Here is a 26,228-nt window from a genome sequence, read left to right as displayed (position 1 = left end):
GCTCCGCTCCTTTAGCGTTCAAATTGACCAAACTCTTGTTGTAGTTGTCGGTTGATTGCCAGACGTTCCGGCAGCGCATCCCCCAGCGCCTCCACAACGCCCGACAGCAGCAGGTTGAACAGACAGCTCACCGGCGCCAGCGAATCCCAGAAATGGCCGGTATCGGTCTTCACCTGGAGTAAATCAATCGGGTAATCCCGCGCCCACGGGCACCAGATATCGGTGATCAGCGCCATCGCCAGGCCTTTTTCGCTCGCCACGCGGCAGTACTGGCGGGCAATGGCGGAGTAGGCGCGGGTATCCGTCAGCACGATATACGGGTTCGCAAATCCGGAGTTAAGCGACTCCACCCAGCTACCGGAGAGCCCTTCTGAATAGCTCACCCGCGGGCGCAGATACTCCAGATGGCTGAAGAACGCATTGGCGATCCCGCGCGTGGACTGGATCCCCAGCACGAAAACGGCGTCGGCATGGGTAAGTTGCTGGACCACCTGCCTGAACGTTTCGCTTTGCGCCAGCTGGTAGACATGGGCAATGGCGTCCACCTCCAGCGACAGGGAGTTCTGAAGGCGATCCGACAGCGGCTGTTGCTGCTTCCAGGAGTCGAGACGCTCGTTAATGCCCCAGGGCTGGTGGGGATCGCGCAGGCTTTTTTTGGCGTCGTCCAGGTTGCGGTAGCCCAGCTTGCGCAGAAAGCGTCCGACGGTGATCCCGCTGGTGGCCGTGGCCAGCGCCACGCTCTCTGCCGTTTCAAAGGGGATCTGCCCGACGTGCGCCAGCATCCAGCTTGCCACCCGCTTTTCGCTTGGGGTGAGCTGGCTAAAGGTCGCTTCGATACGGCTCAACACCTCAGGTTTGGTCGTCATACCGCCTCGCTGTTAACTGGCTGTCAAAGGCCGGGTTTCTGTTACCGGATTAACAATGCAGGACGCGTGCCATGTTCACATTGCGGCGAAAACGCGCTGTGCAGCAAAGTTAATGCAATATTTGTTTAACAGGTGATCAACATTTGTGCAGCGTAGTTCACTTTTGGTGCAGTGTGCAGGCTGAAGGGTATCTATTTGGTGAATACGTCAGCCTCTTCACATTTTTTGGTAAGATGAAAGCTCTGGGAAAAAAGAGGGAGCCTTACATGGCGAATTTGCCCTGGCGGGTCAGCGTGCGCCTGATGGCTCTCGCAAAAAAAATAGCGATGGTCATCGGGATCATTGTGCTCGTTCTGCTTTCGGTGCGGGTTTATCTTTCGCAGCAGGGGCCAGCCCTGCATCACTGGCACACCTGGCGGGCTGATGAAATGTCTGTGCAGGAGATGGATAACGCGACCTTCGCAGCGTATGTCGCGCGGGAAAACGCCATCTTCACCGCTCTCGACGCTGAGGTGACGGCGAAAGTCACCCCCGCAGAGCGCACGCCGCTGAACCGTTATTACCGCCAGAGCCTGGTGTGGCCAGGACACTTTTCCCCGGATGCAAACCGGTCGTTCGTGCTGATGCCTGCCGGAAAGCCGCGCGGGGGGGTGGTATTGCTGCACGGTCTGACGGATTCGCCCTACAGCGTCAGGCATCTGGCAGAGAATTATCAAAAGCACGGCTTTGTGGCCGTAGTGCCTCGTTTGCCCGGACACGGCACGGCACCGGGCGCGCTGACAGACGTTGACTGGGAGGCGTGGCTGGCGGCAACGCGCCTCGCGGTTCGTGAAGCGACACGCCTGACGGGGAACGATCTCCCCCTGCATCTGGTGGGCTACTCCAACGGCGGGGCGCTGGCGATGAAATATGCCCTCGACGCCCTTGATGCGCCTGCACTGCGTCAACCTGAGCAGATCGTTTTGCTCTCACCGATGATTGGCGTCACGGCGTTTGCGCGCTTTGCCGGATTCGCCGGGCTACCGGCTATGTTACCGGCGTTTGCCAAAGCCGCGTGGCTCAACATTTCGCCAGAATATAATCCTTATAAATACAATTCGTTCCCGGTGAATGCGGCACGTCAGTCCTGGCTGCTTACCCAGGCGCTGCATGAGCAGATAAATCGCGGTGTTCATGATCACAAACTGGCGCAGCTTCCGCCGATACTTGCTTTCCAGTCGGTCATGGATTCAACGGTCAGTACCCGCGCCGTGGTCAGCGGGCTGTTTGACCAGCTTCCGGCAAACGGCAGCGAACTGGTGGTTTTTGATATCAACCAGGCCGGGAGTTTCCGTCCACTGTTCAGGCCATCATCCTGGACGGCGGTGGCTGACCTGCTGCCGGAGGCAAAAAGACGTTACAGTGTCACAATTGTGACCAATGCCAGCCCCGACAGGTTTGATATGGTGGCAAAGACAACGCCAGCGGGCAGCACCCGGGAAACGGTGATGCCGCTGTCGGTCGCGTATCCGCAGGAGGTTTATTCCCTGTCGCATGTTGCTATTCCGTTCCCGCCTGATGACGATCTGTATGGCCGCCATCCTGCGGTGAAAAACCGCTACGGTATCAGCCTCGGGACGATAGCCCTGTGGGGAGAAACATCGGTTCTGAGCGTCGGCAAAGATGCGCTGATGCGCGTGACGTCGAATCCGTTCTACGACTATATGCAGACGCGGATCGACAGCCGTATCGGTGATAATTAAGCCCAACGTGGAATAGATTAGGTCACACCGGGGAACTGTGTTAAACAGTACCGTTCAGGCGTATACCCCATACCGGACCCCGTTTCTGTGCTGACAACTCTCATTTATCGAAGCCAGCTGAGCTTAACCTGCACCTCCGCAGCGTTAAGCGCGCTGGTTGAACAGGCCAGGATCCGTAACACGGAGCAGGGCATCTCAGGCATTCTTCTCTCCCGTGGACGTGACGTTCTGCAAATTCTCGAAGGCACGGAACAGCGCGTCGTCGCGCTTTTTAACTCCATCCGTGCTGATGACCGGCATACCGGCGTAGTGGAGCTGATGCGCGATTACGGCCCGCGCAGACGTTTCGAAGACGTGGGAATGCTGCTGTTTGACCTGGACGTTCAGACCCCGAAAGCGGTTCTGGCGTCGGTTCTGCATTACAGCAAGCTGGAAAGTTATCTGACTTCTGAGGATCGGGTCTTCAAATTCATTCAGACCTTTATCACCGGTAAAACCGCTATCCCACCCGCTTCGGACTATGAGCCCGATAAATGGACGCTTTCGCGAGAGCGCGCGCCGTTTGGTAAAGGGTTAGGTCTGCTGGCGGGACAGCCCTGCCAGTTTGCGCTGTAACCCATTGTCGAGCCGTCCGAAGGCAAGATCAGTTCTCTCGAAGCGCTTATACGCGGAAACGACGGCGGCAGCCCGGAGCATTTCTTCCGTAGTCTCGATCGTGAACTGATTTACGAAGTCGACCTGCAAACCAAAGCCTGGACCTTTGCGCTGGCGCAAAAGCTCGGCATCGGCAGCCACAAACTGGCGGTGAACCTGCTGCCAATGTCGCTGGTTAACGTGCCGGGCGCGGTAGAGTTCCTGGTAACGCAGATCAAAAAGCACAATCTACAGCCGGAGCAGGTGATCATTGAAGTCACTGAGAACGAGATGATTTCAGGCTTCAACCAGTTTAACAGCGCGATTAAACAGCTGCGGGCGGAAGGGGTTGGGCTGGCGATAGATGATTTTGGTTCCGGCTATGCTGGTCTTTCGCTGCTCACGCGGTTCCAGCCGGATAAACTCAAAATCGACAGAGAGATCGTCAGCGATATCCACCTGAGCGGGCCCAAGCAGGCGATTGTGAAGTCGATAATCAGCTGCTGCACCGATCTGGAGATTACGCTGGTCGCAGAAGGCATTGAGAAGATAGAAGAGTGGTGCTGGCTTGAATACGCCGGTATTCGCCGCTTCCAGGGCTTTTTGTTCGCCCGCCCGCAGCTCAATGGCGTGGGTGATATCCACTGGCCCCATCGGGTGGGTTAAGCAAATTTTCCCTCGCCATATTTCCCCGACACCCTGCCTGTGCTTAAATAGCTAAACCGGTTTAACATGATTTAGCTAAGGAGGTGATATGGAGACGATCTGGGTACTTGGCGATGCAGTGGTGGATCTGTTGCCCGACGGAGAGGGCAAACTGCTGCAATGTCCTGGCGGCGCACCGGCCAACGTCGCGGTAGGGGTAGCGCGTCTGGGCGGCAGAAGCGCCTTTATAGGCCGGGTGGGCGACGACCCCTTCGGGCATTTTATGCAAAAAACGCTTGCGGATGAGCAGGTTAATACAGAATGGCTGCGGCTGGATCCGCAGCATCGCACCTCCACGGTGGTGGTGGATCTCGATAACGACGGTGAACGTTCCTTTACCTTTATGGTTCGCCCGAGCGCTGATTTATTCCTCGACGCTGCCGATCTCCCGCCATTCCGCGCCGGGGAGTGGCTGCACGTCTGCTCTATCGCGCTCAGCGCCGAACCCAGCCGTTCCGCGACGTTTCTGGCGATGGCCGCGATCAGACAGGCGGGGGGATTCGTCAGCTTTGATCCCAATATTCGCGCCGATCTCTGGCACGATGAAGTCGAGCTGCGTCAGTGTCTTGAACGGGTATTAGCCTGTGCAGATGTGGTGAAAATCTCGGTGGAAGAGCTGGCGTTCTTAACCGGAAATGCGCAGGTCCATGAGGGGCTGGCGGCGCTGATGCGCACCTGTCCGGCCAGGCTGGTGCTGGTAACGCAGGGAAAAGAGGGCGTCACCGCCTGGCAGGAAGGCGCGTTGACACACTATGCTGCATCACCCGTGGAATGCATTGATACCACTGGCGCGGGGGATGCTTTCGTCGCAGGGCTACTGTTCGGTCTGGCACGTTATGGCCAGGCCCGTCTCTCAGAGGTCATCACGTTAGCGCAGCGCTGTGGGGCGCTGGCGACAACCGCAAAAGGGGCAATGACCGCGCTGCCTTATCATCACGAACTGTAATTCACCTCTCCAGGCCACCATTCGGCGGCCTGAATTGTCGCCTCGATCACACTTACTAAAACGGTTTAGCAAAAAACATTGCCGATCTAAAATTCAACGGTTTAGTATCACCAGCCTAAACCGGTTTAGCAATTTAGCACTTTCACCGATAGTTATTAGGGATGCGACAAAATGTATAAAAAACGCAGACTTGCCGTGATGATAGGCATGCTGGCCGGCAGTACCTCTGTTTTTGCCCAGACGGATATGACCCGTATCGAAGCGCGCCTGGCGGCGCTGGAGCAGCGTTTGCAGGAGGCGGAAACCCGCGCGCAGGTTGCTGAAAAGCGCGCCACGGCAGCGGAACAGAAAACACAGCTGCTGGTGGCTGCGCAGCACGAAGCGCAAACCTCCACACAGGCGGTGGCGCAACGCACCACGGTGCTGGAAGAAAAAGCCGACCGGACAGGCGGTTTTGAATTTCACGGTTACGCCCGTTCCGGCCTGCTGATGAACGACGCGGCCTCCAGCAGCAAAAGCGGCCCTTATCTGACGCCCGCCGGGGAAACGGGCGGGGCCATCGGGCGTCTGGGGAACGAAGCGGATACCTACGTTGAGCTGAATGTTGAGCACAAACAGACGCTGGAGAATGGCGCGACGACGCGCTTTAAGGCGATGCTGGCCGACGGTCAGAAAACCTATAACGACTGGTCGGCAGACAGCAGCGACCTGAACATTCGTCAGGCCTTTGCCGAGCTGGGCGATTTGCCGGACTTTACCGGCGCGCTGAAGGGCAGCACCTTCTGGGCGGGTAAGCGTTTTGACCGCGACAACTTCGACATTCACTGGCTGGATTCCGACGTAGTATTTCTCGCCGGGACCGGTGGCGGCGTCTACGACGTGAAGTGGAACGATACGCTGCGCAGTAACTTCTCCCTTTATGGCCGTAACTTCGGCAGCGAAGAGGAGATCGACAACAACGTTCAGAACTACATCCTCAGCATGAATCACTTCGCCGGGCCGGTGCAGATGATGGTCAGCGGCTTACGGGCAAAAGATAACGACGACCGTAAGGACAGCAACGGCGATCCGATTAAAACCGACGCGGCCAATAACGGAGTACATGCGCTGGTTGGTCTGCATAACGAGAGCTTCTACGGCCTGCGGGAAGGTTCCGCCAAAACGGCGCTCCTTTACGGCCACGGTCTGGGCGCCGAGGTGAAAAGCATTGGTTCAGACGGCGCGCTGCTGTCAGAAGCCGATACCTGGCGTTTTGCTAGTTACGGTGTCACGCCTCTGGGCGGTGGCTGGCACATTGCGCCCGCCGTGCTGGCGCAAAGCAGTAAAGACCGCTACGTGAAGGGCGACAGCTATGAGTGGGTCACGCTCAACACGCGTCTGATCAAAGAGGTGACCCAGAATTTCGCCCTCGCGTTCGAGGGCAGCTATCAGTACATGGATTTAAGCCCGGAAGGCTACAAGGATCGCAATGCGGTTAACGGTAGCTTCTACAAGCTGACCTTCGCCCCGACGTTAAAGGCGGGCAAGATTGGCGATTTCTTCAGCCGTCCGGAGCTGCGTCTGTTCGCCACCTGGATGGACTGGAGCAGCAAGCTGGATAACTACGCCAGCGATGACGCCTTTGGCAGCAGCGGCTTTAACGCGGGCGGGGAATGGAACTTTGGGGTGCAGATGGAAACCTGGTTTTAACCCTTCACGCTCCCGCATCGCGGGGGCGTTTCAAACACCATAAAAAGAGGTCAGGAAGAGGTATCTATGGATTTTAATCATATTGCGCGCGAGCTGATTCCGCTGCTCGGTGGCAAAGAGAACATTGCCAGCGCGGCACATTGCGCCACGCGCCTTCGTCTGGTGCTGGTCGATGATGCGCTTGCCGACCAGCAGGCTATCGGCAAGGTTGAAGGCGTGAAAGGCTGTTTTCGCAACGCCGGGCAGATGCAGGTGATCTTCGGCACCGGGGTGGTGAATAAGGTTTACGCCGCGTTTATTCAGGCGGCAGGAATTAGCGAGTCCAGTAAATCGGAAGCGGCGGATATTGCGGCCCGCAAGCTGAACCCGTTCCAGCGTATCGCGCGTCTGCTCTCCAACATCTTCGTGCCGATTATCCCGGCGATCGTGGCCTCGGGTCTGCTGATGGGCCTGCTGGGGATGGTTAAAACCTACGGCTGGGTTAATCCGGATAACGCGCTCTATATCATGCTGGATATGTGCAGCTCGGCGGCGTTTATTATTCTGCCGATCCTGATTGGCTTCACCGCCGCGCGGGAGTTTGGCGGCAACCCGTATCTGGGGGCAACGCTCGGCGGCATCCTGACTCATCCGGCGCTGACCAACGCCTGGGGCGTAGCGTCCGGCTTCCACACCATGAACTTCTTCGGTCTTGAAATCGCCATGATTGGCTATCAGGGAACCGTCTTCCCGGTGCTGCTGGCGGTGTGGTTTATGAGCATTGTGGAAAAACAGCTGCGCCGGGCAATACCGGATGCGTTAGATCTGATCCTGACGCCGTTCCTGACCGTCATTATCTCCGGCTTTATCGCGCTGTTGATTATTGGTCCGGCGGGACGCGCGCTGGGCGACGGGATCTCCTTCATTCTTAGCACCCTGATTGCCCACGCGGGCTGGCTGGCCGGGCTGTTGTTTGGTGGGCTCTATTCGGTGATTGTCATTACCGGCATTCACCACAGCTTCCACGCCATTGAAGCCGGACTGCTGGGTAATCCGTCGATTGGCGTTAACTTCCTGCTGCCGATCTGGGCGATGGCGAACGTGGCGCAGGGCGGGGCGTGTCTGGCGGTGTGGTTCAAAACCCGCGATGCTAAAATCAAAGCCATTACCTTACCGTCGGCGTTTTCCGCGATGCTGGGCATCACCGAAGCGGCAATTTTTGGCATCAACCTGCGTTTTGTGAAGCCGTTTATCGCGGCGCTGATCGGTGGTGCGGCGGGCGGTGCCTGGGTGGTGTCGGTGCATGTCTACATGACCGCCGTTGGCCTGACCGCGATTCCCGGTATGGCTATCGTTCAGGCCAGCTCGCTGCTCAACTATATTATCGGCATGGTGATTGCCTTTGGCGTGGCGTTCACCGTCTCTCTGCTGCTGAAATATAAGACGGACTCTGAATAATGACCTTACCTTCCCGCTGGCCTGCCGTGTTGCAGGCCGTGATGCAAGGCCAGCCGCGTGCGCTGGCGGACAGCCACTATCCGCAATGGCATCCCGCGCCGGTGACGGGGCTGATGAACGATCCGAACGGCTTTATCTGGTTTGCCGGACGCTATCATCTGTTTTATCAGTGGAACCCGCTGGGCTGCGATCATCGCTACAAGTGCTGGGGACACTGGAGCTCAGCAGATCTGGTGCACTGGCAGCACGAGCCAATGGCGCTGATGCCTGACGAAGAGTATGACCGCAACGGCTGTTACTCCGGCAGCGCCGTGGATAACAACGGCGTGCTGACCCTGTGCTATACCGGCAACGTTAAGTTTGACGATGGCGGCCGCACCGCCTGGCAGTGTCTGGCGGTGCAAAATGACGACGGCACGTTTGCCAAACTGGGACCGGTGTTGCCTCTGCCGGACGGGTATACCGGGCACGTCCGCGATCCGAAAGTGTGGCGCCATGACGGGCAGTGGTACATGGTGCTCGGGGCGCAGGATCGGTATAAGCGCGGCAAGGTGCTGCTGTTTACGTCAGCCGATTTACACACCTGGGCGCCCTGCGGCGAAATCGCCGGTCACGGCGTCAACGGACTCACGGACGCGGGCTATATGTGGGAGTGCCCGGATCTGTTTGCGCTTGATGGCACACACGTCTTGATCTGCTGCCCGCAGGGGCTGGCGCGCGAACCGCATCGCTATCTCAACACCTATCCGGCCGTCTGGATGAGCGGGGCCTTTGATTATCAAACGCCTGCATTTACGCACGGCGAGCTGCATGAGCTTGACGCCGGATTCGAATTTTACGCGCCGCAAACCACGGTGGCAGAAGATGGCCGCCGCCTCCTCATCGGCTGGATGGGCGTGCCGGACGGCGAAGAGATGCTCCAGCCTACGCGGGCGCACGGCTGGATCCACCAGATGACCTGTCCTCGCGAGCTGCGCTACCGCGACGGTAAGCTCTGGCAGACCCCGGTCCGTGAGCTGGAAACGCTGCGCGAGGATGAACACCACTGGCAGGGACGCGCCAGCGATGCCCCGGTGCTGGCGGGAGCGCGTCTTGAGTTCGAACTGAGCGCCTCGTGCGTCAACGTGGATTTTGCCGGCGCGTTGCGACTGATTGTGGATGATGCGGGGATCCGTCTGGAACGCGCCAGTCTGAAAACCGCAGACACGCTGACCCGCTACTGGCAGGGCACTGTTCATCATTTACGCGTGCTGTGTGACCGTTCCAGCGTCGAAATTTTCATCAATCACGGTGAAGGCGTCATGAGCAGCCGCTATTTTCCTGACCATCCGGCCCAGGTACGCTTCGAAGGTGCGTCCGACATCACATTACGCTACTGGTCGCTGCGCAGCTGCATGATAGAATAGAGGTTTTGGCAGCCGGATCTAAGTCGTTGTGAGAAAAACAAAACGCGTCACCATTAAAGATATCGCGGAGCTCGCGGGGGTATCAAAAGCCACCGCCAGCCTGGTGCTGAACGGCCGCAGCAAAGAGCTTCGGGTGGCGGAGGAGACACGCGAGCGCGTGCTGGCGATTGCCAAAGAACATCATTATCAGCCCAGTATTCACGCCCGTTCGCTGCGGGATAACCGCAGCCACACCATTGGTCTGGTGGTGCCGGAAATCACCAACTACGGGTTTGCCGTTTTTTCTCATGAGCTGGAGACCCTCTGCCGCGAGGCGGGTGTTCAGCTGCTGATCTCCTGTAGCGATGAAAATCCGGGCCAGGAGACGGTGGTGGTCAATAACATGGTGGCCCGCCAGGTGGACGGGCTGATTGTCGCCTCCAGCATGCTCAACGACGCGGACTATCAAAAGCTGAGCGAACAGTTGCCCGTTGTGCTTTTTGACCGTCATATGAACGACAGTACTCTGCCGCTGGTCCTCACCGATTCAATTACCCCAACCGCCACACTGGTGGCCGACATCGCGCGCCAGCATCCGGATGAGTTCTACTTCCTCGGCGGTCAGCCGCGGCTTTCCCCGACACGTGACCGTCTTGAAGGGTTTAAGCAGGGGCTGCGTGACGCTGGCGTCGAGTTACGTCCGGAGTGGATCATTCATGGTAATTACCATCCGAGCTCCGGCTACGAAATGTTTGCCGAGCTTTGCGCACGCCTGGGCCGCCCGCCAAAAGCCCTTTTTACCGCCGCCTGCGGTCTGCTGGAAGGGGTGTTGCGCTATATGGGGCAACATAATCTGCTGCAAAGCGATATGCGTCTGGCCAGCTTTGACGATCACTATCTCTATGATTCTCTGACCATTCCTGTCGATACCGTTCGTCAGGATAACCGCCAGCTCGCCTGGCACTGCTTTGATCTGATTGGCAAACTGATTGAAGGGGAAACGCCGGAGCCGATCCAGCGTAAGCTGGATGCCACCCTGCAACGGCGATACAAGGCCGTGGAGTGACAGGGTAACGTATGAGGGGTACATATATAACTTTAATTAATTAAAGATTGGATTCAGCCGATAACCAAAGGGAAATTATATCCCTGAGGTGTGTTATGTCGTTGAAAAAATCATCCCTGATTATCCTGTTTTCCCTGCTTTTCTTCTTTGTGGCCAGCACTATCACCAGCGTTGGGCTCATCATTAAAAGTAATACTTCGCTGGATAATGTGAACAAAGAAATTCAGGTTGTCCTGTCCATTATTGATCCCATTAACCACAGCCGAACCCTGCGCGTCAGGGTTATGGAGTATGTGAAAATGGTGGAAGCGGGGGACGCTACCGACCCGTCTGCGAAACTGGCCTCGGTTAAAGAGGCGCTGACCAAAGCCGATAGTGCATTTTCGGCGTTTATGGCCTCGCCGCGTTTGCAGGAAGAAGCCCCGCTGGTCACTGCCTACCAGGAGGCGTGGCAAAACTACCGTAACCAGGGACTGGCACCGCTGATTGCCGCTGCCGCCGCTCACGATGTGTCGCGGTTCAACGCTCTTATTCCCGTGGTGTCTCAACTCGATCGCCAATATGAAATTGTGCTCGATCAGGTTCTCTCCGTTCACCAGAAGTACGCCAAAACGCTGAACGAGGATGCGAGTCATAATTTCGTGTCGGGTCTGGTTATTATCGCCTGCATTGCGGTGCTGTTCGTGGTGGTTATCTTCGCCGTCAGCCTGCTGATGAAACGCGTGGTCTTTGCGCCGGTGAACCTGGCGCGCGAGCACTGTCGCCAGATTGCGGCCGGGAAGCTGGACGTACCGGTACCGATCAAGCGTGATTCCGGGAATGAAATCAATCACCTGATGTCCTCGATGGAGCAGATGCGCCAGGCGCTGCTCTCCACCATTTCTCAGGTGCGCGACGCAAGCCACACCGTGACGCATGCGGCGCAGGAAATTGCCTCCGGCAATATCGACCTGGCCTCCCGTACAGAGCAACAGGCTTCGGCCCTGACCCAGACGGCCGCCAGCATGGAAGAGCTGAGCGCGACGGTGGCGAATAACACCGACAACGTTTTCCAGGCCGGTAAGCTGGTGCAGGATGCCGTGAAAAATGCCCATACCGGTGAAGCGGTAACCCGTGAAGTCATCGAAACGATGAATACTATCGCGTCCAATTCGAAGCGTATTGAAGACATCACCAGCGTCATCAACAGCATTGCTTTCCAGACTAATATTCTGGCGCTAAACGCGGCCGTTGAAGCGGCGCGTGCTGGCGCGCAGGGGCGAGGATTTGCAGTGGTAGCAAGTGAAGTGCGCACCCTGGCACAAAAAAGCGCGGTGGCGGCGAAAGATATCGAAAGCCTTATCGCCCAGTCTGTTTCCAGCGTGAAAAACGGTGCACAACTGGTGAATCGTTCGGGAGAGGTGATTGATTCTATTATCAGCTCTGTGAATAAAGTGCATACGCTGATGGAACAGATTTCGGTTGCCTCAGAAGAGCAGAGCCGCGGGATTGGTCAGGTTGGGCAGGCCGTAACGGAGATGGACGGTGTGACCCAGCAGAACGCGGCGCTGGTGCAGCAATCCGCCGCCGCCGCGGCCTCGCTGGAGGAGCAGGCGCAGCAGCTGTCCCAAAGTATCTCGCGCTTTAGTTTGCCTGCTACGGCGTGATGTTCAGAGAGGCTCCCGAGGGAGCCTTTTTAATGTTTGTATTCAGCCGCTGCACAATCTCCTTCAGCCAATACTGTTATCCATACAACGCCGCTATCACATAAATTTTCTCTTTCCCCGGCAATATTTCTGTTTCTCATCCGTCTACCTCATCAGAGACCATAATCATTCAACATAAACGAGGCACACATGAGAAATTTTGATATGCACGGAAAAGGTCACGGGCGTGGTTTGGGCCGCCATCGTATGGGTAAGGGCATCGTGATTGGCGCAGTCCTGTTCGTGGTGCTTGGCCTGCTGGTCATGTCCCTGTGGAACGCGTTGCTCCCGGCCATCCTGGGGGTTAAAGCCATTGGCTTCTGGCAGGCGCTGGGGATCCTGCTGCTGAGCCGCATTCTTTTCGGTGGGCTGGGTTTCCGTCCCGGTATGTTCGGTGCGCACCGCCGTATGCACGAACAATGGATGAATATGAGCCCCGAACAACGTGAGGCCTTCATTCAGCAGCGTCGGGCGGGATTTGGTCGCCATGGTCATTGCCGATGGCACGATGGCCGGGATGAAAAACGAGATGATAACGGTGCGAAAGCGCCGGAAGCCGAGTGAGCGATATGAAAGCCGGTGAGGCGGGGGAATCATTACTGATCTCGGCACTCAATGCCTGCCGCAGGCGGCTAAAAGCCTTCATTCGCGGAAGGACTGCGGTTCGTGATGATGTCGATGATATTCTTCAGGAAGTGACCTGGCAGTTGATGAAAGTGGAACAACCGGTCGAGAACGTCGCCGCCTGGCTGTTTCGCGCCGCACGAAATGAGATGATCGACCGGGCGCGAAAAAAGCACGAGGTTTCACTGCCGGGGTACCTGACAGCAGATGACGAGGACTTTCCGGAGCAGGAGATTGCAGAAACGTTATTCGGCGTACCGCAAACGCCGGAAGAGGAGTATCTCAACATGCTGCTATGGGAAGAGTTGGGGCAAGCCCTGTCGGAACTGCCGCCACCTCAGCGCGAGGTGTTTGAAAAAACGGAATTTGAGGGCTACAGCATGAAGGTGCTGGCAGAGGAAACAGGCGACAGTGTGCAGGCGTTATTATCCCGTAAACACAAAGCCGTGCGATTTTTGCGTAGTCGCCTCAAGGATATTTATGAAGCGTTGACAGGGCAATAAACTTCGACCACTCTGAAAAACAATATTTTAGAGGGGTCGTTATGCTTCAACGGTTAGCAAAGAAAAAGGTGCTGTTACTCTCTGCTCTGATGGTTTCGGGGCTGGTCAGCGCAGAGGAGTCGCTTCCGGATGTGGTGAAGCACTTCAGTGAACAGCAGGACATCAAGATCATTAAGAAAATTGACGCCCCCGGCGGCGCGCCAGCGTGGCTGGGGCAATATCAGGACATGGGCGTGACGCTCTTTCTGACCCCTGACGGAAAGCACGTCGTGTCTGGCTATCTGTATGATGAGAAGGGAACCAACCTCAGCGAGGCCTTTTTCCAGAAATAGATCTACGCCCCGATGGGCCGCGAGATGTGGAAAAAGCTCAATGCGGCGCATCCCCTGAAGGAGGGCGCGGAGAGTGCCCCGCGCAAAGTCTTCGTCTTTGCCGACCCGTACTGCCCGTACTGCAAGCAGTTCTGGGCTGAAGCGCAGCCGTGGGTGAAGGCTGGCAAGGTCCAGCTCAACACGCTGCTGGTTGCGTTTCTTAACCCGAACAGCGGGCGTAACGCCTCCGCGATCCTGAATGCGAAAGATCCGGTGTCGGCCTGGAAAGCGTACGAGCTGTCCGGCGGTAAAAAGCTGCCGAAACCTGAAGGAGCTGCGTCCCGGGAAACCGTTGAGATCCTGCAAAATCACCAGACGCTCATGGACAGTCTCGGCGCGAATGCCACACCGGCTATTTATTACCTGAATGAGCAAAACGAACTGCAACAGGTCGTGGGTATGCCAGATGCAAAACAGCTTGAGGCAATGTTCGGACCGAAGCCGTAAAAAGAAAGGCAGAAACAGGACGTTTCTGCCTTTTTTCAGTCAACTACCCCAGCGTCCCCGGAGGTAATTTACTGCTTCCTGCGTCTGCGGCTGGTTAAGATAGTCTTCACGGAACAGGATGGTGCCCTTAACGTCTGGCAGTGAATCATTGAGGTCGAGCTGTTTTTTCAGCTCCGGTACGCCGCCGTTCACCGTCCAGTCCGGTTCGTTTCTGGAAGGCGCGCCCACTTTGTAGAACGCGATCCCGATATACAGACGGGTATGGGTTGGTTTCACCACGTCAGCCCACCATTTTGTCAGCACATCGTAACGTGCCGCGTCGCGGGCGAAGGGCCAGTAGATCTGCGGCGCAATGTAATCCAGTAATCCCTGCTGTACCCATTTGCGCGTGTCAGCGTAGGATTCATCATAGGCTGCGGCGCCGCGCGTGTCCGAGCCTGCCGGGTCGAAGGAGCGATTGCGCCAGACCCCCGCCGGGCTGACGCCAAATTCGACCTCAGGTTTAGCCTGCTTGATCGCCCTGGAGACCTGCACAATCAACTGCTGCGTATTGTGTCGACGCCAGTCCGCTTTTGACGCAAATCCTTCGCCATAGCGCCTGAAGGTCCAGGCATCATTCAGGGGGGAGCCCGGCGTCTCGGTGTAAAAATAGTCATCGAACTGAACGCCGTCGACAGGGTAATGATTTACCACTTCCATCACCACCTGGGTTATCCAGTCCCGCACCTCGGGAATGCCCGGGTCGAGAACAAAACGATCCCCCGAGGTGCGGATCCACTCCGGATGCAGGACGTACACGCTCGAAGGATGAAGCGACGAGGTGCGGTTAAGCGCGGCGATGGTCGACGGCTTCGTGTTGGTGGAAACGCGGTATGGGTTAAACCAGGCATGAACCTTCATCCCGCGCTTGTGCGCTTCATCCAGCATAAACTGAAGCGGATCGTAACCGGGATCTTCCCCGATAGTCCCCGTCAGGGTATCTGACCAGGGCAGTATTTTAGAAGCCCACAGCGCCGTACTGTCCGGTTTTACCTGAAAGAAGACGGTGTTGATCCCAAGATTTTTCAGCTTATCGAGCTTGTCCGTCAACGCCCGCTGTTGCTGGGCGATGCGCTGGTCCGCGCTACGGCCATTCACCGATGAAACGGGAGGCCAGTCGAGACGGGAGACGGTCGCCAGCCAGATCCCGCGCATGGGTTCGTTAGTCTGCTGTACAGGTTTCGCCTGCGGCAGCGGGGTTACGAGTGATTTAGGTGGTTTGGAAGTGCAACTTACCAGTAAAAGCGCGCAGCCAAGCAGCGCGCCAGTCCGTTTTACGTGTCGCATCATTTGCGTGTTAGCTCCTGGGTGTCCGGCTATCCGTCCAGGGATTAAACGCCGGTTCGTCCTGTTCCCCGTTACCGTCATCGTGAAGGGAGTCGAGGTAGAGGGCTTCAACTTCCGCCCGCGCCCATGGGGTGCGGCGCAGGAACTTCAGACTCGATTTAACACTCGGGTCCTTGCGAAAACAGTTGATTTTGATTCGGTTGCCCAGTTCATTCCAGCCATATCGCGCAACCAGCGCGTTAACCTGCATTTCGAGGGTTACGCCATGCAAAGGATCGTTGGAAACATGTGCTGTCATAGGCGTCCGGTAGTCTCATTTTTTATGGGGATGTGATAAACGCTCAAAGGTTACAAGAAAGCAGGGGACGCGGCAATTTCAGCGTGAGGTTCTTCACCCGTGAAGGGTGAAGAAGATTTTCCGGTTAACGCTATTTTTTAAACAGTTCAGGTGCCCACGGCGTTGGGTCTACCTCCATAAAGGGCGCACGCTCAAAGCGGGACTTCAGCGCCCAGGGCACCGTACAGTCGAAAATCGTTTTGCAGGTGATCCCGTTGCCACGAATGGAGGGGCTGTAGTCCGGCGCCTGAGACGGATCGAGCTGGTGTCCGCGGATCCCCGGCAGATGGGTGATGCTGACATCGCCCTGCATACGGGTCGTCATCGCCCACAAGATGTCGTCGCTGTCGAAAATATCCACATCTTCGTCGACGAGAATAATGTTTTTAAGCTCGGAATAGGTGGCTAACGCAATGAGAGCCGCCTGACCCTGACGCCCTTCGTCAGAGGGCTGGCGTTTTTTCACCTGCAATACGCCAAGGAACTTGCCGCCGCCAGCGGTATGCGCATAGACGTTTTGCAGAAAACCGGGGATGGCTTCTTCCACCGCATTACGGATGCTGGCCTCCGTTGGCAAACCGGCCAGCGTGGTGTGCTCTTCGCCCGGTCCTACCAGGGTTTGCAGGATCGCCTGATGACGCATCGTGACGGCCTTCACTTTGATTACCGGTAAGGAGGGGTTAGCCTCCCCGCAGTAGCCGGGAAATTCCGGCATCGCGTGCCCGGTGTGGGTATGCTGATCTTCTTCTACACGCACGCCCGGCAGCAGTTCGCCTTCGATGATAATTTCCGCACGCGCTATCGCTTTTTCATTTACGGCCACACCCTGCACCAGCTCGACGGGGGTCTGACGTAACGCGCCGGCGACACCCAGCTCGTTGTAGCCGAAGGGCGTGGTAGGGGCTTCGAAACAGGCGCCAATATAGATAGCGGGATCGAGACCCATATTGATCGTGACCGGCAACGGTTTACCCGCCTCCTCGGCTTTCTTACGGAACACTTCAATATGGCGGCCCGCGGCAAGAAACATGGAGAGCTCATCGCGCTCCTGAACGCAGAGACGGTGAATAGTGACATCGGTCAGTGAGGCATCTTCCGGATCGCTTGCCAGCACCAGCCCCAGACAGAAGAACGGACCGGCATCTATCGGCGTGTTGGTCGGTGCCGGAAGCAATTTACGCAGATCGAAGTCCGGATTGTCGGCATAAAACACCTGTTCCTGACACGGCGCCTGGGCCGCCGGGACGACAACGGGAGCAATCGGGTTTTTCACGGCCTGGCCGACATGTTTTGCCAGTTCAGAGGGTTCGCAGCCCAACAGGAGCGCCGCCCGCTCGCGGCTGGCGTGCATTCCGACCAGAATACGGGAGTCGGGGTATCCCTTAATAGCGTTAAACATCATCGCCGGGCCAATGCGCGTAGGACGTTTTACCGTGCCGCCAGCACCAATATGCCGGTACACACCCGCCAGCTCCGCGTCAGGATCGACCGGATGGCTGGTTTCAAGGTATTGACCTTCATGGCGTTTTAGCAGTTCGATAGCACTTCTGAGATCGTTGATGTGGTTTTCCATATTTTTCCTCCCTCGGATGAATGCATCCATTCTTAACCGGACGAAGAGGGCTATCAATTGCATCATTTATGCTATTTTAATATGAATTTTATTATCAATAATAAAGGCATGGTATGCAGTTTCGACTGATGCGCAATTTTATCGTGGTGGCGGAAGAGCTTCACATGCATCGAGCGGCGGAGCGCCTTAACATGGCGCAGCCCGCGCTGAGTCAGCAGATAAAAACGCTTGAAGATCGTCTGGGGGTAATGCTCTTTAGCCGGGCGAATCGTCGCCTGACGCTGACGCCAGCCGGTGAGGCGTTTCTCAGTAAAGCCAGAGTCGCGATTTTAATGACCGATCAGGCGATTCTGGATGCCAGACAGACGGCCAGAGGAGAACAGGGCGTGCTGAATCTCGGATGTGTTTCAAGTGCGATATTCGACAGTAAGCTGCCCGCCGCGCTGCGGCTTTTACATGAGAAATGGCCCGCCATCAGCCTTTCCATGATGACGGGAAACGTGCAAACCCTTTATACCGGCGTGCAAAGCAACCAGCTGGATGTGGCCATTATTCGTGCCCCGTTACCGCTGCTGCCTGACGATCTGCAAAGCCGTCCTTTCACAACGGAAAAAGCCGTGCTGGCCTTACCTCGTCAACACAGCCTGGCGGGCTCCGCCGCGCTGACGCTTGCGTCGGTGAAAGAGGAGAAGTGGATCGCCCTGCGCGACCCGGAGGGGATGGGGCTGGAGCAATATTTCTATGATGCCTGCCACAGCGCGGGCATACAGCCTGACGTTGTGCAAAATGCCACCGATGTCCCCACGGTGGTAAGCCTCGTCTCGGCAGGGTTTGGCATCGCGATGCTGCCGGCTTCAGCGAAGGCGATATGCGTACGAAACGTCGTCTTTGTGGATATTCTTGACCGACTCCGGGAGAGCGAGCTGACGCTGGTTTGCCACCGGATTATTCGCTCTGAGGTGCTGAAAAAATTGATGAGTATCCTCGATCATACCTGACGTCCAGCGGCCTGAAGAAGCTGTTCTCGCAGCCAGCGGTTAGCCGGATCCTGGCTGCTTTTCGGGTGCCAGTACATCCCGATGACGATCGGCGGGAGATCCAGCGGCGGCGGAAAAATATCAAGCGTTTGCGTAAACCGTAGCAACATGCGTCTGGGTAAGGTGCAGAGCAAATCGGTACCGGCAACAATCGCAGGCGCCATCGCATAGCTTTGCGTCGACATCACTACGTTACGCTGGTGGCCAAGCCCCGCCAGATGCTGATCGACAAAGCCCGCGAACGGGTCGCCCTCGGATGAAACCACCAGGTGGGAAAGGCTACAATAGCTATCCAGATCCATCGGACCCGTACCGCGCGGATGGCCTTTTCGCTGGGCTGTGGCATATTCATCGTCAAACAGCTTGCGTCTGACCCATGCATCGTGCGCCACCGCGTTAACGCCGACATAAATATCCACATCGCCATTTTCCATCTGCGCTGGCAGCAGTTGGGTTTCCGGGAGCGCAAAACGCAGGCGGATACCTGGCGCCGCACTGCTAATCTGATTCTGCAACTCTGCCCCCAGCATCAGCGCCGGGTTCTCGTGCAGGGCAATCACAAAGGTGCGGTTGCTGTTCTGCGCGTTAAACGTGGTGGGTTCAAGCATCGCCGATATACCCTGCAAAACCGTCGCGACCTGAGGCCTTAACGCCTCGGCGCGCGGCGTCGGTAACACCCCACGTCCGTGTGGGGAAGGGACAAACAGCGGCTCACCAAACAACACGCGCAGGCGCGCAAGGCGGGCAGACATCGCCGGCTGGCTGATGCCCAGCCGCGCGGCGGCATGGGTGATATTCTGGTCCCTGAGTAACGCATCCAGCGTCAGGATCAGGTCCATATCCATATCGGAGGGGGACATCTTATTTTGCGTCACGGTTGGTATAGGTCACTGGAACCCACGCGTAGCCGTCCCGCTCACCTTTCGTCACATAGCCGATCCCGGGGAAAGGCAGATGTGGCGCCGCAATCAGCGCTTTATTTTTCACAAACTCAGCGAAAGCAGCGTTGCGCACCCGGGCGGCGCCGTCCTGATCCTCATCGTAAGCAATCGTCACGTTGGGCTGTGGGAACTGAACCGCGGCAACGTGAATGATGTCGCCGACAAAAGTCATTTTTTCACCTTTGCTCTCCAGCGTGTAGAACGCGGAGCCTGGAGTGTGACCCGGGTGAACCGTACCGCTGATGCCCGGCAGAAGCTGTTCCGTGCCGGAGAAGGTCGTCACTTTTCCGGCATCCAGATAGGGCTTTAAGGTCTTGTGCGCGACGTCGAAGTAGTTCTGGTCATAGCCAGACTTTTTCTGGTTATCGTCGTTAAAGAAGAAATCGATATCCGGTTTGCCGACATACACCTGCGCGCGGGTAAACACGCGCTGACCGTCTTTAACCAGGCCGCCAGCGTGATCGGAGTGCGCATGGGTGATCAGAATATCGGTAATATCTTCGGGTTTGATGCCCTGGGTCGCCAGGCTCTCAATCAGCCGCCCGCCTTTGCCGGGACCAAAAAGCTGACCAGAACCGGTATCCACCAGAATTTTGTGGCCGGGGATGGCGATATAGAACGCGTTAATCGACGCTTCCACCGGATTGGCCTGGAAGTTTTTAGCCAGTAACGCATCGGTATTTTCCGCCGTCGTCCGGCGCAGTAAGGCGTGCAGATCCTGCGGCACGCTCCCGTCCGTAAAGGCGGTGACAATCGTATCGCCAACCTGAACGCTGTAGCCGCCAGCCTGCTGTTTCACCACATGCTGCGGAACGCTGGCCACCGCGTGGATAGCGGGAAAGAATAAAACCGAACCGGTCAACAGGGTTGATATCGCAAGTTTTTTCACAGTAAACATGATGGGCTCCTCAATAGTAAGTTCATCATAGTTCAACTGCGATTTTTGAGAACCGCCGGGAAGTGAATGTGACCTATCCATGGAATGGATAGGTCTGAGAGGATGCTTTACAGCACGCCGGTACCGCCGTCAGAGCACCACACTTGCCCGGAGGCGTATGAGCAGGTATCGGAGGCAAACAATACATACAGCGGTGCGATTTCAACCGGCTGGCCCGGTCTGCCCAGGGGCGTATCTTCCCCGAACTTCTGAACTTTGGACTGCGGCTGTCCGCCGCTGGACTGAAGAGGCGTCCAGTATGGACCTGGCGCGACGGCATTCACCCGAATGCCACGCGGTCCCAGCTGCTGGGCCAGAGACTTGGTAAAGGCTACGTTACAGGCTTTGGTCTGCGCATAGTCCACCAGGATCGCGCTCGGTTTAAACGCCTGAACGGAAGTGGTGTTAATGATCACGGCGCCTTCCTGCAAATGGCGCAGCGCAGCTTTGGTGATCCAGAAGGGGGCATAGACGTTGGTCTTAAACGTCGCGTCAAAATCTGCCGTGGTGAGATCGTCGATCGATTCGCAGTACTGCTGGCGTCCGGCGTTATTCACCAGGATATCCAGGCCACCCAGTTCGGCAACGGCTTTTTCCACCAGCGTATCGCAGAACGACTCCACGCGAATGTCGCCCGGAATGGCGACCGCTTTACGGCCTTCAGCCTGAATCAGCGCAATGACCGATGCCGCATCGGACTCCTCTTCCGGCAGATAGCCAATAGCGACATCTGCGCCTTCACGGGCATAGGCGATCGCTACCGCGCGACCAATTCCGGAATCACCGCCGGTAATCAGCGCTTTTTTTCCTGCCAGTTTTCCTGACCCGATATAACTTGTTTCACCATGATCCGGTATTGGCTTCATTTCCGATGCCAGCCCGGGGGCCCTTTGCGGTTGTTCAGCAAACGGTGGACGAGGGTAATGCAGCGTGTGATTATTTCCTGTAGACATACCGGCCTCCTTAATAGTGAATTCCAAGATTAGTCGTTAATTAAACGTAAGCGGGCAAAATTGACAAATTCAGACAAATCTATCTTCCGGTAGCGGATATAAAATATTTTCTCAAGCCAGCATGTAATACCAGAAAAGGGCGACCTCATCTTTTTCCGGCAGGGCGTTGTAAAGGTAGCGATCGTAACCGCCGAGAATAAACCCATAGTGACGATAAAAAAGACAGGCAGAAACATTGACGTTCTGCGTCTCCAGCCGTAAACCGGGCGCATTGAGGCTTCGCGCCCAGACGTGGGTGGCGGACATCAGCTTGTGCGCCGCGCCCGTACGACGCTTTGAACGCTCCACGGCAATGTAATCCACCGATATAAATTTATTCCAGTTGCAGGACGCGGTAATAAAACCGGCGATTTCACCGTCATCCGTTTCGGCGATAAGAAATATTGAATCCGGATTAACACAATGATTTTCCAGCGTCTGGAGATCCAGTTCATAGGTTTTAAGATAAGGTTCGGTCAGCGCCTCGATATGCAAATCACCATTGAGAAAAGGCTCTCTGGCAATCTCATCGACCGTAAAAGAAAAATCACAGCATTCAAGACGGGCGAGGTCGGTGCTTAATCCTTTTCGAATATGCATAGTATTCCTTAAGTGGGAGTTATAAATAGATAATAGACGAAGCGGCATACTCTGCTGGCATAACACTCTGTAGATCCTGGTCTAAGCTTGTATTTCGTTCCGCGTAAAATGTGGTCATTCGAGGACAATGAATGGAATTCAGAACATGTCGCAGGCACTGGGGTGCTGAGTTTATTTCCGATGACGTTGTACGTTTTCGCGTCTGGGCAGAAGGGCAAAAAGATCTCACGTTGCGTTTAACCGATACCGACATTCCCATGGCGGCGGTGGGCGACGGCTGGTTTCAGATTGACGTGCCCGGCGTCAGGCACGGTACGACGTATCAGTTTGTTTTACAGGATGGAATGGCGGTGCCGGACCCGGCCTCGCGCGCGCAGCAGGCTGACGTCAATGGCCCGTCGGTGGTGATCGACCCGCGTCGCAGCCTGCCCGCTCAGCGCGAATGGCAAGGACGACCGTGGGAAGAGACGGTGATCTACGAGCTGCATATCGGCACCTTCACCGGGGAAGGAACCTTCAGGGCGGCCATCGACAAACTGCCTTATCTGGCCGAACTGGGTATTACGCAACTGGAAGTGATGCCCGTGTCCCAGTTCGGGGGCGCGCGCGGATGGGGGTATGACGGTGTACTGCTGTATGCCCCGCACTCGGCTTATGGTACACCGGATGATTTTCATGCCTTCATTGATGCCGCCCACGCGCTCGGGCTTTCCGTGGTGCTGGATATCGTACTCAACCACTTTGGCCCGGAAGGGAACTACCTGCCGTTGCTCTCGCCGGCGTTTTTCCATCAGGATCGTATGACCCCGTGGGGCAACGGTATTGCCTATGAGGTTGAAGCTGTCCGGCAATACATCGCTGAGGCGCCGTTATTCTGGCTCTCGGAGTATCATCTTGACGGTCTGCGCTTCGACGCCATCGACCAGATCCATGACGACGCTGAGACCCATATTCTTCCCGAGATAGCGCAACGGATCCGCGACGCCTTTCCGGATCGGCATATCCATCTGACCACCGAAGACAGTCGCAACGTGATTTTCCTGCATCCGCGTGATGAGCATGGTCAGACGCCGCTTTTCACCGCCGAATGGAATGATGATTTTCACAACGCCGCGCATGTCTTCGCGACGGGAGAATCACACACCTACTATCAGGATTTTGCCTTTGAGCCGGAGAAAAAACTGGCGCGGGCGCTGGCAGAAGGCTTTGTCTACCAGGGGGAAATCTCGCTTCAGACCGGAAAATCGCGCGGGGTAGAGTGTCGCGAGCAACCCCCACAGTTTTTTGTCGATTTTATTCAAAATCACGACCAGGTCGGCAACCGTGCCCAGGGGGAGAGGCTTATCTCTCTGGCTGGGGCGGATAAAACGCGCGTGCTGTTCGCGGCGCTGCTCCTGTCGCCCCATATTCCGCTGCTGTTTATGGGCGAGGAGTATGGCGAAACGCATCCGTTCCTCTTTTTCACCGACTTCCACGGCGACCTGGCGAAAGCGGTGCGGGAAGGGCGCGCGAAAGAGTTTACCGGCCATGCCGGGCACGATGAAACCGTACCGGACCCCAATGACGTAAATACCTTTATGCGGTCGAAGCTTGACTGGAACAAGGCAGACACGGAGGAAGGCAGGGCGTGGCTGCACGTCACGCGCGAGCTGATTGTGCTGCGTCAGCGCTTTATCGTCCCGTTACTGAAACAGCGGGGCACCGTGGAGGGTAACGTCCTGCAAACGGCGCTCGGCATGGTTGCCGTGAGCTGGCGTTTTCCGTCCGGCACGTTGTCGCTGGCGCTGAATATCGGCAAAAAGCCGCTCGCCTTACCGGACCTGCCCGGAAAAACGATCTTTAGCTGGCCGGAGGCAGTCGAAAACCTGCCGTCGAACAGCATTGTTGTTCGCTTTGCTGATGGAGAAGCAGCGCTATGATCCCTTCCTCTACTTACCGAATTCAGTTTCGCAACGGCATGACCTTTGACCGCGTGGCAGACCTGATTCCGTATATGAAAGACCTCGGTATCAGCCATCTTTACGCGTCGCCTGTTTTCACCGCAACCACGAATTCCACCCACGGCTATGACGTGACCGACCCCAACGAAATTGACCCGGCGATTGGCGGGCGGGAAGGGTTTGACCGCATGGCGGCGGCGCTGAAACAGGCGGGGATGGGGCTGATTCTGGATATCGTTCCTAACCATATGTCGACCTCGCTGGAAAACCGCTGGTGGCGCGATGTTATCGAACACGGCGGGCAGAGCCGCTATGCGGCGTATTTTGATATCGACTGGTCCCGACCGCTGACGTTGCCGTTTCTTGGCGACACCTTTGAAGCCGAGCTGGAGCGGGGGACTATCACCTTAAAACGTGACAGTGTCACCAACAGCGCAGCGCTGATTTACTATGATACCGCCTATCCGCTTAATCCCGGCACGTATGCCGAAGGCAAGAGCATCGCTGAGATCCACGAGGCGCAAAGCTGGCGGCTGATGTCCTGGCGGGAAGCGCCGAAACAGCTTTCATGGCGGCGCTTTTTTGAAATCACCGGGCTGGTCGGCGTGCGGGTAGAGGATGAGGCGGTATTCGCAGATACGCACCACCTGATCCTTGAGCTTGTCCACGCCGGGGTTGTCGACGGCCTGCGCATTGACCATGTGGACGGGCTTGCCGATCCGCTGGGCTATTTGCAGCGACTGCGTGCGGCTACCGGACCGGATTGCTACATCACGGTGGAAAAAATCCTCGCCAAAGGGGAACAGCTTCCTCCGGAGTGGCCCATCTCAGGTACTACGGGTTATGAGTTTATCGCCTCCCTGGCGGAAGTGCTGGTGGATGATACCAACCTCTCGCGGCTGGAGATGCTCTACGACGAGACGCTGGGTACGACCGTGGACAGGCAGGCGGAACTTCGCAACGCCAAAGGGCTGATGACCGATCGTAATTTTGAGGGTGAATTTACCACGTTGCTCAAAATAGCCAGCGAGCTGGCCGGGCATAACGGCGCCGAAGTGGAGCATGATGATATCCGCCATGCCCTGCGTGAGCTGCTTATCGCGTTTCCGGTGTATCGCACCTACGGCACCGCTGAGGGACTGACGCCACCGGATGTGGCGCTGCTCAGCCGTGTGGTCGCCAGCGTCAACGCCTCTGAACCCGCTCTGAGCCTGATCGTGCGTATTCTTACCGGCGATCTGCCGGAGCATGACCACGCGCTGGCCTCGCTTTTCCGCACCCGTTTTCAGCAACTGACCGGGCCGCTGATGGCGAAATCGGTAGAGGATACGCTGTTCTTCCGCCATAACATGGAGCTGGCCCTGAACGAAGTCGGCGCCGACCCGACGCCGCGCGCGTTTTCACTTTCCCGTTTTCATCAGGAGATGCGCATTCGACTTGCCCGCCAGCCCGATGCGCTGCTGGGAACTTCCACCCACGACACCAAACGCGGCGAGGATGCACGAGCTCGTCTGTATACGCTGACGGAAGCGCCAGATCTGTGGGGAGAAAATCTGGCGCGCTGGCGGCAGATGAACCAGACGCAGGTCCGATTCCTAAACGACGGCACCGCGCCGAACGCCGCCGACACCTGGATGATCTTCCAGGCGCTGGCGGGCGTCTGGCCAGCAACCCTGTCGCCTGAGGATCGTGATGGCCTTAAGTCACTGGAAGAGCGTTTCCTCAGCTTTATCGAGAAAGCCCTGCGCGAGGCCAAGCAGCGTACCGACTGGATCGACAGCAACGAAGGTTACGAGAGCGTGGTCCTGGACTACGTGCGCCATCTGCTTTCCCCGGATAACACCCTGTTCCTGCGTGATTTCAGTGCCGCACTCCAGCCGTTTATTCGGGCTGGGTTAATGAACAGCCTGAGCCAGACGGTGATCAAGCTGACTGCGCCTGGCGTACCGGACATCTACCAGGGCAGCGAGGGGCTTAACTTCAGCCTCGTCGACCCGGATAACCGCCGCGAACCGGATTTCGCCGCACTGGCGGAAAACCTCAGCGTAGCGGATGGCACCGTTTTTAACGATGCGCAACGCTGGCGAGACGGCAGCGTGAAGCAGTACGTTACCGCCACGCTGTTACGGCTTCGGCCACATTACCCCGCACTTTTCCGCTACGGCGACTGGCTGCCGCTGAAGGTAACCGGTGAGCGGGAGGAGAATCTGATCGTTTATGCCCGCATAAAAGATGACGAGGCGCTGATCGTCGCCGTGCCGCGTCTGGTGTTTGACGTCACCGACAATGCGTTGCTGTGGGCCAACACTACCGTGGCCATACCCCAGGAGCTGGCCGGGAAGCACTACCGGGATCTGTTTACCGGTGAGCGTCGCCTTCTGCCAGAGACGCTGGATTTAACGTCTGAAAAGGGATGTTTGTTGGTTCTGCTTACCTGCGACTAATC

20 protein-coding genes and 2 pseudogenes are annotated in these 26,228 nt (G+C 56.9%); 14 read left to right on the top strand and 8 right to left on the bottom strand.

The features are described 5' to 3' along the window. Window positions 1–11: 11 nt before the first annotated feature. A complete protein-coding gene (locus tag O1724_RS11995; protein WP_022651219.1) occupies window positions 12–866 on the bottom strand; it encodes a MurR/RpiR family transcriptional regulator in 855 nt (284 codons plus the stop codon). Between the two features lie 266 nt (window positions 867–1,132). Here O1724_RS11995 and O1724_RS11990 point away from each other — a divergent pair, with 266 nt between their 5' ends. From O1724_RS11990 to dsbG, 11 genes and pseudogenes are all read left to right on the top strand, one after another. Next, window positions 1,133–2,608 carry an alpha/beta hydrolase gene (locus tag O1724_RS11990; RefSeq protein ID WP_110115469.1) on the top strand — a complete coding sequence of 492 codons (1,476 nt, stop codon included), beginning with the start codon at window positions 1,133–1,135 and terminating at the stop codon, window positions 2,606–2,608. Window positions 2,609–2,695: 87 nt separating this feature from the next. Continuing rightward, window positions 2,696–3,907, top strand: a pseudogene (locus tag O1724_RS11985) (diguanylate phosphodiesterase). 88 nt (window positions 3,908–3,995) lie between these two features. After that, the gene (locus O1724_RS11980; protein ID WP_126296806.1) at window positions 3,996–4,892 is read left to right on the top strand and encodes an aminoimidazole riboside kinase; all 897 of its coding nucleotides are present in this window, start codon (window positions 3,996–3,998) and stop codon (window positions 4,890–4,892) included. Window positions 4,893–5,063: 171 nt separating this feature from the next. Next, entirely contained in the window at window positions 5,064–6,581 is a 1,518-nt protein-coding gene (locus tag O1724_RS11975) for a carbohydrate porin (RefSeq protein WP_022651216.1), read from the top strand. A gap of 66 nt (window positions 6,582–6,647) precedes the next feature. Then, the gene (locus O1724_RS11970; protein ID WP_032609238.1) at window positions 6,648–8,018 is read left to right on the top strand and encodes a sucrose-specific PTS transporter subunit IIBC; all 1,371 of its coding nucleotides are present in this window, start codon (window positions 6,648–6,650) and stop codon (window positions 8,016–8,018) included. Next, window positions 8,018–9,424 (top strand): sucrose-6-phosphate hydrolase, encoded by a 1,407-nt coding sequence (locus O1724_RS11965; RefSeq protein ID WP_058663453.1) that lies wholly within the window; start codon window positions 8,018–8,020, stop codon window positions 9,422–9,424. Before O1724_RS11970 ends, O1724_RS11965 begins: the two co-directional genes overlap by 1 nt. A 28-nt stretch (window positions 9,425–9,452) precedes the next feature. Continuing rightward, the gene (locus tag O1724_RS11960; protein WP_003857087.1) at window positions 9,453–10,469 is read left to right on the top strand and encodes a LacI family DNA-binding transcriptional regulator; all 1,017 of its coding nucleotides are present in this window, start codon (window positions 9,453–9,455) and stop codon (window positions 10,467–10,469) included. A gap of 95 nt (window positions 10,470–10,564) precedes the next feature. Beyond that, on the top strand, window positions 10,565–12,115 hold the full coding sequence (locus tag O1724_RS11955) for a methyl-accepting chemotaxis protein (protein WP_126296805.1): 1,551 nt from the start codon (window positions 10,565–10,567) through the stop codon (window positions 12,113–12,115). Between the two features lie 189 nt (window positions 12,116–12,304). Then, on the top strand, window positions 12,305–12,718 hold the full coding sequence (locus tag O1724_RS11950) for a hypothetical protein (protein WP_015570500.1): 414 nt from the start codon (window positions 12,305–12,307) through the stop codon (window positions 12,716–12,718). Window positions 12,719–12,723: 5 nt separating this feature from the next. Continuing rightward, window positions 12,724–13,281 (top strand): RNA polymerase sigma factor, encoded by a 558-nt coding sequence (locus tag O1724_RS11945; RefSeq protein ID WP_170851368.1) that lies wholly within the window; start codon window positions 12,724–12,726, stop codon window positions 13,279–13,281. A gap of 41 nt (window positions 13,282–13,322) precedes the next feature. After that, window positions 13,323–14,099 (top strand): annotated as a pseudogene (gene dsbG / locus O1724_RS11940) (thiol:disulfide interchange protein DsbG). A 39-nt stretch (window positions 14,100–14,138) separates the two neighbouring features. On the opposite strand, the gene O1724_RS11935 reads toward dsbG, so the two are convergent. The 3 genes from O1724_RS11935 to O1724_RS11925 form a co-directional block, all read right to left on the bottom strand. Continuing rightward, window positions 14,139–15,428, bottom strand: coding sequence for a glycoside hydrolase family 10-like protein (locus O1724_RS11935; RefSeq protein ID WP_032658450.1), 1,290 nt, complete (start codon window positions 15,426–15,428; stop codon window positions 14,139–14,141). Between the two features lie 7 nt (window positions 15,429–15,435). Then, the gene (locus tag O1724_RS11930; protein ID WP_003857097.1) at window positions 15,436–15,723 is read right to left on the bottom strand and encodes a VF530 family protein; all 288 of its coding nucleotides are present in this window, start codon (window positions 15,721–15,723) and stop codon (window positions 15,436–15,438) included. 130 nt (window positions 15,724–15,853) lie between these two features. Next, window positions 15,854–17,335 (bottom strand): UbiD family decarboxylase, encoded by a 1,482-nt coding sequence (locus tag O1724_RS11925; protein WP_023314167.1) that lies wholly within the window; start codon window positions 17,333–17,335, stop codon window positions 15,854–15,856. A 113-nt stretch (window positions 17,336–17,448) separates the two neighbouring features. On the opposite strand from O1724_RS11925, the gene O1724_RS11920 reads away from it, so the two are divergent. Then, window positions 17,449–18,333: a LysR substrate-binding domain-containing protein gene (locus tag O1724_RS11920; RefSeq protein WP_048210350.1), complete on the top strand. Its 885-nt coding sequence runs from the start codon at window positions 17,449–17,451 to the stop codon at window positions 18,331–18,333. On the opposite strand, the gene O1724_RS11915 is transcribed toward O1724_RS11920, so the two are convergent. The 4 genes from O1724_RS11915 to O1724_RS11900 all read right to left on the bottom strand — a co-directional run bounded on the left by O1724_RS11915 (window position 18,324) and on the right by O1724_RS11900 (window position 21,842). Then, window positions 18,324–19,232: a LysR family transcriptional regulator gene (locus tag O1724_RS11915; RefSeq protein ID WP_126296804.1), complete on the bottom strand. Its 909-nt coding sequence runs from the start codon at window positions 19,230–19,232 to the stop codon at window positions 18,324–18,326. The two genes, O1724_RS11920 and O1724_RS11915, sit on opposite strands and share 10 nt — an antisense overlap. Before the next feature lies 1 nt (window position 19,233). Next, window positions 19,234–20,211: an MBL fold metallo-hydrolase gene (locus O1724_RS11910; RefSeq protein ID WP_126296803.1), complete on the bottom strand. Its 978-nt coding sequence runs from the start codon at window positions 20,209–20,211 to the stop codon at window positions 19,234–19,236. 107 nt (window positions 20,212–20,318) lie between these two features. Beyond that, entirely contained in the window at window positions 20,319–21,203 is an 885-nt protein-coding gene (locus tag O1724_RS11905; protein ID WP_022651207.1) for an SDR family oxidoreductase, read from the bottom strand. Between the two features lie 111 nt (window positions 21,204–21,314). Then, window positions 21,315–21,842, bottom strand: coding sequence for a GNAT family N-acetyltransferase (locus O1724_RS11900; RefSeq protein ID WP_003857109.1), 528 nt, complete (start codon window positions 21,840–21,842; stop codon window positions 21,315–21,317). Window positions 21,843–21,973: 131 nt separating this feature from the next. Here O1724_RS11900 and treZ point away from each other — a divergent pair, with 131 nt between their 5' ends. Then, entirely contained in the window at window positions 21,974–23,761 is a 1,788-nt protein-coding gene (treZ, locus tag O1724_RS11895; RefSeq protein WP_126296802.1) for a malto-oligosyltrehalose trehalohydrolase, read from the top strand. After that, window positions 23,758–26,226, top strand: coding sequence for a malto-oligosyltrehalose synthase (treY, locus tag O1724_RS11890; protein WP_414539336.1), 2,469 nt, complete (start codon window positions 23,758–23,760; stop codon window positions 26,224–26,226). Before treZ ends, treY begins: the two co-directional genes overlap by 4 nt. The last annotated feature ends 2 nt before the right edge of the window (window positions 26,227–26,228 follow it).

This window comes from Enterobacter cloacae complex sp. HYC074_NIDB, assembly GCF_056673345.1.
The sequence above is the reverse complement of the archived record's forward strand: the minus strand, read 5'-3'. Positions and strand labels throughout refer to the sequence as shown.